General features: G+C 66.5%; 9 protein-coding genes. 3 read left to right on the top strand and 6 right to left on the bottom strand.

Annotation, left to right across the window (positions count from 1 at the left end; all coding sequences use genetic code 11):
* Positions 1-30: 30 nt before the first annotated feature.
* The 4 genes from FrCorBMG51_RS23805 to FrCorBMG51_RS23785 all read right to left on the bottom strand — a co-directional run bounded on the left by FrCorBMG51_RS23805 (position 31) and on the right by FrCorBMG51_RS23785 (position 3,831).
* On the bottom strand, positions 31-330 hold the full coding sequence (locus FrCorBMG51_RS23805) for a hypothetical protein (RefSeq protein ID WP_047225239.1): 300 nt from the start codon (positions 328-330) through the stop codon (positions 31-33).
* Positions 327-1,742, bottom strand: a complete 1,416-nt coding sequence (locus FrCorBMG51_RS23800; RefSeq protein ID WP_139342492.1) for a putative T7SS-secreted protein — start codon at positions 1,740-1,742, stop codon at positions 327-329. Before FrCorBMG51_RS23800 ends, FrCorBMG51_RS23805 begins: the two co-directional genes overlap by 4 nt.
* Before the next feature lie 169 nt (positions 1,743-1,911).
* Positions 1,912-2,235, bottom strand: coding sequence for a hypothetical protein (locus FrCorBMG51_RS23790; protein WP_047225236.1), 324 nt, complete (start codon positions 2,233-2,235; stop codon positions 1,912-1,914).
* An 18-nt stretch (positions 2,236-2,253) separates the two neighbouring features.
* The gene (locus FrCorBMG51_RS23785) at positions 2,254-3,831 is read right to left on the bottom strand and encodes a zinc ribbon domain-containing protein (RefSeq protein ID WP_157180654.1); all 1,578 of its coding nucleotides are present in this window, start codon (positions 3,829-3,831) and stop codon (positions 2,254-2,256) included.
* A gap of 827 nt (positions 3,832-4,658) precedes the next feature.
* Between FrCorBMG51_RS23785 and FrCorBMG51_RS23780 the strand changes: the two genes are divergently transcribed.
* Positions 4,659-5,222, top strand: coding sequence for a hypothetical protein (locus FrCorBMG51_RS23780; RefSeq protein WP_052914990.1), 564 nt, complete (start codon positions 4,659-4,661; stop codon positions 5,220-5,222).
* A gap of 227 nt (positions 5,223-5,449) precedes the next feature.
* Here the strand turns inward: FrCorBMG51_RS23780 and FrCorBMG51_RS23775 are convergent, their stop codons facing one another.
* Positions 5,450-6,643, bottom strand: a complete 1,194-nt coding sequence (locus FrCorBMG51_RS23775) for a trans-sulfuration enzyme family protein (protein WP_047225234.1) — start codon at positions 6,641-6,643, stop codon at positions 5,450-5,452.
* Positions 6,644-6,823: 180 nt separating this feature from the next.
* On the opposite strand from FrCorBMG51_RS23775, the gene FrCorBMG51_RS23770 reads away from it, so the two are divergent.
* The gene (locus tag FrCorBMG51_RS23770; RefSeq protein WP_047225233.1) at positions 6,824-7,267 is read left to right on the top strand and encodes an Lrp/AsnC family transcriptional regulator; all 444 of its coding nucleotides are present in this window, start codon (positions 6,824-6,826) and stop codon (positions 7,265-7,267) included.
* 31 nt (positions 7,268-7,298) lie between these two features.
* Here the strand turns inward: FrCorBMG51_RS23770 and FrCorBMG51_RS23765 are convergent, their stop codons facing one another.
* Positions 7,299-7,874, bottom strand: a complete 576-nt coding sequence (locus tag FrCorBMG51_RS23765) for a dihydrofolate reductase family protein (protein ID WP_047225232.1) — start codon at positions 7,872-7,874, stop codon at positions 7,299-7,301.
* Between the two features lie 35 nt (positions 7,875-7,909).
* Here FrCorBMG51_RS23765 and FrCorBMG51_RS23760 point away from each other — a divergent pair.
* Positions 7,910-8,234 (top strand): helix-turn-helix transcriptional regulator (locus FrCorBMG51_RS23760; protein WP_157180653.1); only part of this gene is annotated, 325 nt, incomplete at its 3' end.

Genomic DNA, 8,234 nt, shown 5'->3' with positions numbered 1-8,234 from the left:
TTCTTATCTTAGCGGCATTGCCTCCTACAGTCATCTGACGATATCCAGGCCGATGGCTTTCAGCAGGTCGGCAAGCCATACCAGGCCGTACGTCGTGACTTTCGACGGATCGGCCAACGCCGACTGTAGATTGGCCAACGACTCACTGAGCTGTCCGACAGTCAGATCCGTTGGCTGCGCGTAGACATCATAGAGCAGCTCTCGCGGAATCGCCCAGAAGTAATCTTTGTCGAGAGACACCTCCGTCCCTGCTTCCTGTCGCAGATGTTCGATCAGAAGAGCGAACGCGGCGGTGAGCGTCTCAAGCGGGACGGACACGTGCTCACTCACTGGCCACCACCCCTAAGAATTTTGGAGATCTGCTTCTGAAAAGCTGAGATCTCCTGTTCCAGATGACGTATACGTCCATCGATGATTCGTTGCCGAATCGCCGGTGTCGGCGCACGCTCAAGAATACCTTGGTTATCGAATGCGTCAGGATCGACCCGGTACGCTTCCAGTTTAGCCCGATGTTCTTCGATCTGCCGCTGAAGCGATCTGATGGCCCGCTGTTCGGATGCCGTCAGCCCGCGGCCAGCGGCTTTCGAGGTGTCACGAAGGGCGTCGCCACCGACCATGAGCATCCGGCCGTCAGGAGTCACGGTCATGGCGAAACCCTGACGGGCAGCGCGCAGGTTGGCAGCCATGGCGGCAAGATGCGCTTCGCAGGCATTGAGCACCCGGTGGGTATGAGCCGCACCGGCGCGCAGGACACCAGCGGCGACACCTCCTCCACGCTGGACCTGGCCGGCACCACGGCCAAGACCGGCGGTGCTGAGACCTCGACTACCGGGGATACAGCCGAGCAGGGCGAAGCCGACGTCCCATCGGGATGCCTGGCCGTTGGCATACCGGGCCAAGGCGTCGGTCAGGAGCACGAGCGCAGCTGCGGACACCATCCATGCGACCGGCCCGCCGACGACCATAGCGGCCACCCCGAGGACCGCAACGGTGCTGGTCGCGAGGCCGATGGCAACATGCCAGACCCTGCCAGCGGCCTGTTGGATTTTCTCCCAGGACCACCACGGCTTGTCCCGGATCCCCGCGTGGGAGGCGCGCCGGATCATCGATACGCAGGTCCGTGCCGCATCCTGACGTAGCTGCTTCGCCGCCAGCGCGAGCTGACGGGCAGCATCCAGATCATCCTGTGCGGCCTGTACAGAGTCTCGCAACTGCTCCAGCCGGACCTGCGCGACCCGCTGGTCTCGGATCGCCTGTGTCACCTGCACCGGGTCAGGCAAAGGAAGATCCATCGCATGGGGATGGGAACCTGGCTCCAGCGCCATGATCCTCCGCGTCGCGGACGACAGCGCGGTCTGCGCCGGGCCGACAAGGATCTGAGCGTGATCGCGGCGGGCTCGCGCTTCCCGCCCCCGCGCAAGTGCCCGGTCGGCCTGTATCTGCGCGGAATCCAGGACCGGCGCATAGACGCGCAGCGCATCACCGGCCATCTGATACGACGTCGCAAGCTTCTGTAGCTGGCCGGGGAATATGCCCAGCTCCCCCCGAAACGCATCTCCCGCGGAACCAGTCCATACATGGATCACTTCACCGGTGGCTATCGCAGTAAGCTGCTTATGGGCGTGTTCGACGTCAGCGGCAAACGCCAGAAACCGTCGGGCCAGCTCCCGCACCGCGAACGGATCGCCCGGAGTCGGATCGCCATCGAGATCAAGTATCGGCCAGTCCGTCGGACGGTTCACCTCCCAGACCCGCCGGAGACGAGCGAGCGTGTGCCCCGCGGAACCGACGCATCGGAAAGTGCGGGCGGAAAGCGCTGTCGGGGCGACCGAAACCGCCTACGGTCGAGGTGGATACAGGTGAAAAAATTTGTCAGGGCATCGGAAACCACCTACGCCTCCTCTGGAGTGCTCAGCTGAGTACCGTGTTTTCGAGGCCTTCCAGGGCGGTGGTTACCGCGGTGACGGTGCCGGCGCCCAGCAGCAGGCCGTGTAGGAGGCGGGAGATCCGGCCACGGTCCGGCGCGTCCGCAGTGAGTTCCTCCTCGAGATCGTCGGTCGCCCGCCGCATCCCGTCCGGGTCCGTAAGATCGTCGGCGTTGTCCCGCAGCGCGGCGCGCAGGTTCTCCAGCACGTCGCGCGTCGCGGCCGGGACGGCGATCTGGTTGGTGACCTGGTTGTTGTCCCCGAAGACATTCCCCTGACCCGACACCGGACCAATGTTGTACGTGCTCACGCTGCTTCTCCCCTGGGGCTATCCGCCCTGCTGAGCATTGGTTACCTGTGCCTGGTCGCCGAAGACGTTGCCCTGGCCACTGACCTCGTTGACATTGAAGATGTTGCCGTTGTGAATGTTGTTGATCACCTGCTCGCTGTGCCGCTCGAACTCCGAGGTATCGACGTTGTGCCTTCGCAGGAACTCCACGATGTTCTCGAGAACCCGCCGCTGCAGCGTCTCGAGGTACAGACGCTGGTCCACGTCGGCGTAGTAGTAGTCCTTCAGGTCGGCGGCAACCTCCGCACGAACGCTGCGACGGGCTCCGTAGTCGATGACGACACCAGGGCGGATGCGATCCCGCCGCGTCGCCAGCGAGCGCCACCCGCGCAAGGTGAAAGACGGGCGGAAGTTCTGCTTGAAGGTCTGTTTAACGGCGGTCACGAAACGGTCCCAGTGTTCCATCGGAACGGTGGTGACCGCGAGGCAGGGGGCACCCAGCGGAGGCATGGCAACGGACACACCCTCGATGAAGAGCGTGTTGTTCTGGAGCAGGTCCGCCCGGACGAGATAGGTGAGGCCGAGCTGGTTTCCCGCGGTCAGCCGTTCGAAGACGAGATAGGTCCGGGCATAGCTGGTCGGATTACGCAGTACGTTCGTCAGGATGCCCTCGGGCATATGGGTGTAGGGCGGCTTTCCGGTGCCGGGTACAAGGCCTTGGACCAGCGGTGCGTCCACGCCGCTCACATACAGCTTCTCGCGTACGACAAGACCGGCAAGGGTGAGGTCGGGGACCGTTCGAGCCAGCCAGTCATGCAGATCGGCCTCGTCGAAGGGGATGATCTGCGAGCTGCCGTCCTGGATACCGGCCTTGCTGGTGTCCAACGTCACAACCCATGTGCCCAGGTGCGCGCCGCTGCCGACGAACGGGTTGGCACCGCTGAACGGCCCGCTGAAAACGATCGTGTTACCGGAGTCCACGGACTCGAGACGTTTTTCGATCATTCTGTCGACGCTGGATGCCAGGTCCGCGGGGTCCACATGCTGGTTCATGACGGCGACCGCCTGCGCCATGCAGTACAGCCGGTAGACCACCCGCAGCAGGAAGAGCAGCACCGGGATGGCGATGAACACGTAGGAGAAGAACAACACGCCGGCGCCGAACGAACCGCCCGGGTCCTCGCTGAAATAGTCGGAGGAGCCGCTTCCGCCAAACAGCGAACCGCACGCCGCCAACAGCAGGATGAGCGGGATGACGAAGCCGATGAGAACGGCGATCCCGGTGCGCAGACGCGCGGTGTTCCGTGCGCTGGCGGCATGGCGGACAAGCGCCACCATGCCGATACCGTGGTTCGGGTGAATGGCCCGGTATGGTTCGTCGAGAACCGTCGCCGCCACGGTGCGGGCCATGGCCTCGTTGAGGTGCACCGCCGAGCACAGATACCGGGTGGCCCGATCGGGATCGTGCTCGCGCATCGGCGGACCAGAAGAGGGCCGGCGTTGGGGCAGTGGAGGCGGCTGGCCATCCAGCCTCGTCCCGCAGTCCGGGCAGTACGCGTCACCTGGTTGTGGCAGGCCGCCACAGTGCGGGCACGCGCCGGTTTTCAGTATCGTCATTACGTCGGCTCCGTGGTGCGCTGCTGGACCGGCCGGCCGGCGCGCCGCACGGTAAGCGCGTCCGGCACACAGATCCGCTGGTTGACCGACACGCAGTATCGCACGGCCGTGACACCATGGTGACGGTGAGGGTCCGCAGAAGCGGTAAAGGGCGGCCACCCCCACCATCTATGACTACCGAACGTAAGGAAAAGGCGTGGCTTGATCCGGCGTCGCTGTCCGGTAGAACGATCAGAAAGAACATGTCGACCTGCGTGGATGCGTTACCGAAAACAAAGGATCCACGCTGTCGCGACATCCTCCATCTCATACGGAGAGTTATTTTTCTTCGTATCGGCGGGACGCTCGACAATCGTCCGGCCGGCTGTCGATACTCTCCTGGTCAGCCGCCGCCACGACCGGGGCGGCGTGAATCCCGTCCGCGTCCCGCCGGCGGGGCGTTTCCGCACCCATGGGAGGCGATGGTGTGGACCTGCGCCGCGTGCGGGTCGTCCCAACGACCGGGTGTCCGTTTCTGCACCGCCTGCGGAACGACGGCGCAGCCCACGGCACAGTCATCTCCTCCGTCGTCTCCCGTTCATCCTGATCATGATCGGCTTCAGCCCGATCCGCGTCGGGGCGCGACGCCTCCCACCGGAACAGGTCCGGGAAACAGCTCGTGGGCACCGGCCGGAGACGCCGCGTCCGACGGCACCGCCACGGACACGGACGAACTGACCCAAAGGGTCGGAGCGTCCGCACCCCCGTGGCCGCACCCTGGTTCACCGCCACCGCGGCCACGGAGTGCGGCGGCCCGTCGCGGCGGCGTCGCGCTGGCGATCCTGGCGATGCTGGCGGCAGCGATCGTTCTCGTCGTGATCCTCACGGGTCGTTCAGGTTCGGAGCGTGACAACGGCCAGCCCTCCGTCCCCGTGGCGGCCACGCCGACCACCTCGGCGCCGTCGCAGGCCGTCATCCAGCTCCGGACGATCGACGACCTGCTCAGCCGCAGCGGCAGCGCCCGAGGCACTGTCGTCGCGGCGGTCCAGCAGATTGCGAACTGCACCGACCTGAGCGGCGCCGAAACCGACCTTCTCAGTGCCGCGGCCGGCCGGGACGCCCTCGTCGACGAGGTCGACAGCCTCGCTGTCAGCGCCATTCCCGATGGCAGGGGCATGGTCGCCGACCTGCGGACGGCGTGGGTGGAGTCAGCGGCGGCGGACCGCGCCTACGCGGCATGGGCTCGCGAGGTGGCCGGTATCTGCGTCCCGCCGGCGCCGACGACCTCCTCCAGCCTCCTCGCCCAGCAGCACAGCGTGGAGGCCACCGTGGCCAAGCAACAGTTCGTCGCGTCCTGGAACGATCTGGCCCGCCGCTACGGGCTCGCCTCCCGAAGCGCCGACGAGATCTGAGCGGAAAGCGTAGGTGGAAACCGTCGTCCGAACAGCGAAAACCACCTACAACCGCGGCGAGCGTAGGTGGAAACCGTCATCCTCATAACGGAAACCACCTACACGGGCTGAGGCGGGCGTAGGCGGCTCTCCGCTGTCAGGCCCGAGTGAACCGAACCGCTCCGCGCGGGCAGCCGGTGCCGTACCGGTTCGTGGCTTGGGCGTCCGTCCGTTCGCCGGCACTGTCGCTACAGGGAATCGGCTGCCGTGAGCACGTCGTCGACGAGGTCGGCGGTGTCCTCGGTGCCGGCGGCGAGCCGGACCAGCCCCAGCGGAACCCCCGAGGCGACGATCTGCTCCTCGCTGAGCATCCCCGCCCACATCGCCGCGGGGCGCACGGCCAGGGACTCCACACCACCGAGGCTGACCGCTCGTCGGACGTGACGCAGCCGGTCGAGGAAGGCGTCGGCCGCCTCGTGGCCGCCGGCGAACTCGACCGCGAGCACCCCGCCGAAGCCACTCATCTGACGGGCCGCGAGCGCGTGCTGCGGATGTGCCGCCAGGCCCGGGTAGTGCACCCGTGCGACGGCGGGATGCCGCTCCAGCGCCTCGGCGAGGGCCTGGCCGTTGGCGTTGTGCCTGGCGACGCGCAGCGGCAGTGTGCGCAGACCGCGCAGCAGCAGCCAGGCGTCGATGGGGCCGAGCGTCGCGCCGGTGAGCAGAGCGACATCCCAGACACGGTCCAGGAGCTTCGCCGGCCCCGCGAGCACGCCGGCTGACACGTCGGAGTGGCCGTTGAGGTATTTGGTCGCGCTGTGCCACACCAGGTCGACACCGAGCTCCAGAGGTCGCTGGTTCACGGGTGTGGCGAAGGTGTTGTCCGCCAGGATCAGCGCGTTGTGTGCGTGGGCGAGATCCGCGACGGCGCGTAGGTCGGTGATCTGCAACAGTGGGTTGCTCGGCGATTCGACCAGAATGAGGCGGGTCCGCGGGGTCAGGGCTCGGGCGAAGGCGTCAGGGTCCGTCTGGTCCACCTGCGTGGTCGTCACGCCCAGGCGCGGCAGGAGGTTCAGCAACAGGGACGCCGTGCCGCTGTAGGTGGATCTCTGCCCGATCACGTGATCGCCAGCGGAGGCCAGGGCCAGCACGGCTGTGGTGAGCGCCGCCATGCCCGAGGCGCTGACGAGCGCGGTTTCGGCGTGCTCCAGCTCCGCGACGATGGCCGCGACCTGCGCGTGGTTGGGGTTGCCGAAACGGGTGTAGAAGCCCTGGCCGCGCCGTTCGACCGCCGCCTGGGCGAACGTCTCGGCGTCGTCGGCCCAGAAGGTCGCCGTCTGGTAGATGGGCGGTGCCACGGAGCGGTCATGGCGCAGCTCACGATCGGCGTGGTTGACCGTCGTGCTGGTCCTGCTGGTCCTGCTGGTCGTGTGGGCGTCCGGCATGGTTCTTCTCCTGCGTCGGCGGGGTTGGGGTTGACGCCACGAGAATGACCGGTCTTCCTGCCGGAACAGGGGCGATCGGGGCAGTTTTGGCAACAAGTAGCGTCAGAACAGGGCATGAGGTTGTGATAAGCGGATCCGCCTGGCGAGAATCTGCTAATCGGCTGGGAGGGATGGCCAGGCATGGACGACGTCGACAGGTCGATACTGGCCGTGCTCGAACAGCACGGTCGGATCAGCAACCAGGAGCTCGCCAACCGGGTCGGCCTGTCGCCCTCACCCTGTCTGCGGCGCGTGCGTCGCCTGGAGGAGACCGGGACGATCCGCGGTTACCAGGCGCTCCTCGATCCGGCGGCGGTCGGCCGTGGCCTGCGCGTCCTTGTCGGTGTTCGTCTGTTGCGGCATGCCCGCGCCGACGTCCGTCAGTTCGAGAGCCAGGTCGTGCGACTGCGCGAGGTGGTCCACTGCCACCACATCACGGGAAATTACGACTACCTGCTCCAGGTCGAGGTCGCCGACCTTTCCGTCTACGAGGCCTTCCACGCCGACCAGCTCGCGAGCCTGCCGGGTGTGGCCACCGTGACCAGCTACGTCGTCATGAAGACGCTCTCCGCCGGCAACGCGTGAGCGCCCACACCGACCGGCTCGCATGCGCCGGCTACCGCTGTGGGCTGGCGGGTGGGTGACGCACCGTGTAGGTCAGGTGCACGAACTGGTCGATCCGTTCGACGGCGGACAGGGTGAGCCGCGATGACAGCAGCCGCCGCGGCAGCAGCGGCGCGCCGGCGCCGAGCGTCACCGGTGCCACGCCGAGGATGATCTCGTCCAGCAACCCGTGGTCGGCGAACGTCCCGACCAGCTCGCCGCCCCCGACGAGCCACACGTTCCTGCCCCGCGCGGCCGCGACCATCGCCTCGTGCACGGGCCGTACGTCACCGCTGGCGAACGTGATGTTCGCGCCGGGGATCGACGGAAGATCACGATGTGTGAAGATCCAGGTCGGGGTGTCGCCGTACTGCTCGCGCCATTTCCGCGGCTGGTCGAGCAGTTTCTCGTGTTCAAGTACCCACTCGTAGGTGGTCGCTCCCATGGCGAACGCGCCGACGTCCGCGAAGAACGCGGCGAACGGGTTGTCGCCCTGTGACTCGACCGTGAAGAGCCAGTCGAGCGAGTTGTCCGGGTCGGCGATGAACCCGTCGATGCTGGTCGCGGTGTAGTACTGCGTCCTGGTCACCGCCTCACCATCCCACCTGGCACCGACACAAAGGCATGAAGATCACCGATATGCCGACCTTCGAGCAGGTCCTCGACGAGCAGCTCGCCGACCCGCCGTTCCGCGCCGAATGGGATCGCACCCAGTTGGCCCGCCAGGTGGCCAACGAGCTGGTCCGCTACCGAGCCCGGCACAACCTGACGCAGGCCGGGCTCGCGGAGCAGACAGGTCTTACCGAGGCGGAGATCGTCTACCTCGAGGCTGAAGAGGAACCATCGTTGGCCGCGCTCGCCCGCCTCTCGGAGACACTCGAGCTGTCGTTCCAGATCAACATTGATCCTGCGCACTCCGTTGTCCGCATCCACGAGCACCCCGGCCCGA

Source organism: Protofrankia coriariae (assembly GCF_001017755.1).
Lineage (GTDB): Bacteria > Actinomycetota > Actinomycetes > Frankiales > Frankiaceae > Protofrankia > Protofrankia coriariae.
The sequence above is the reverse complement of the archived record's forward strand: the minus strand, read 5'-3'. Positions and strand labels throughout refer to the sequence as shown.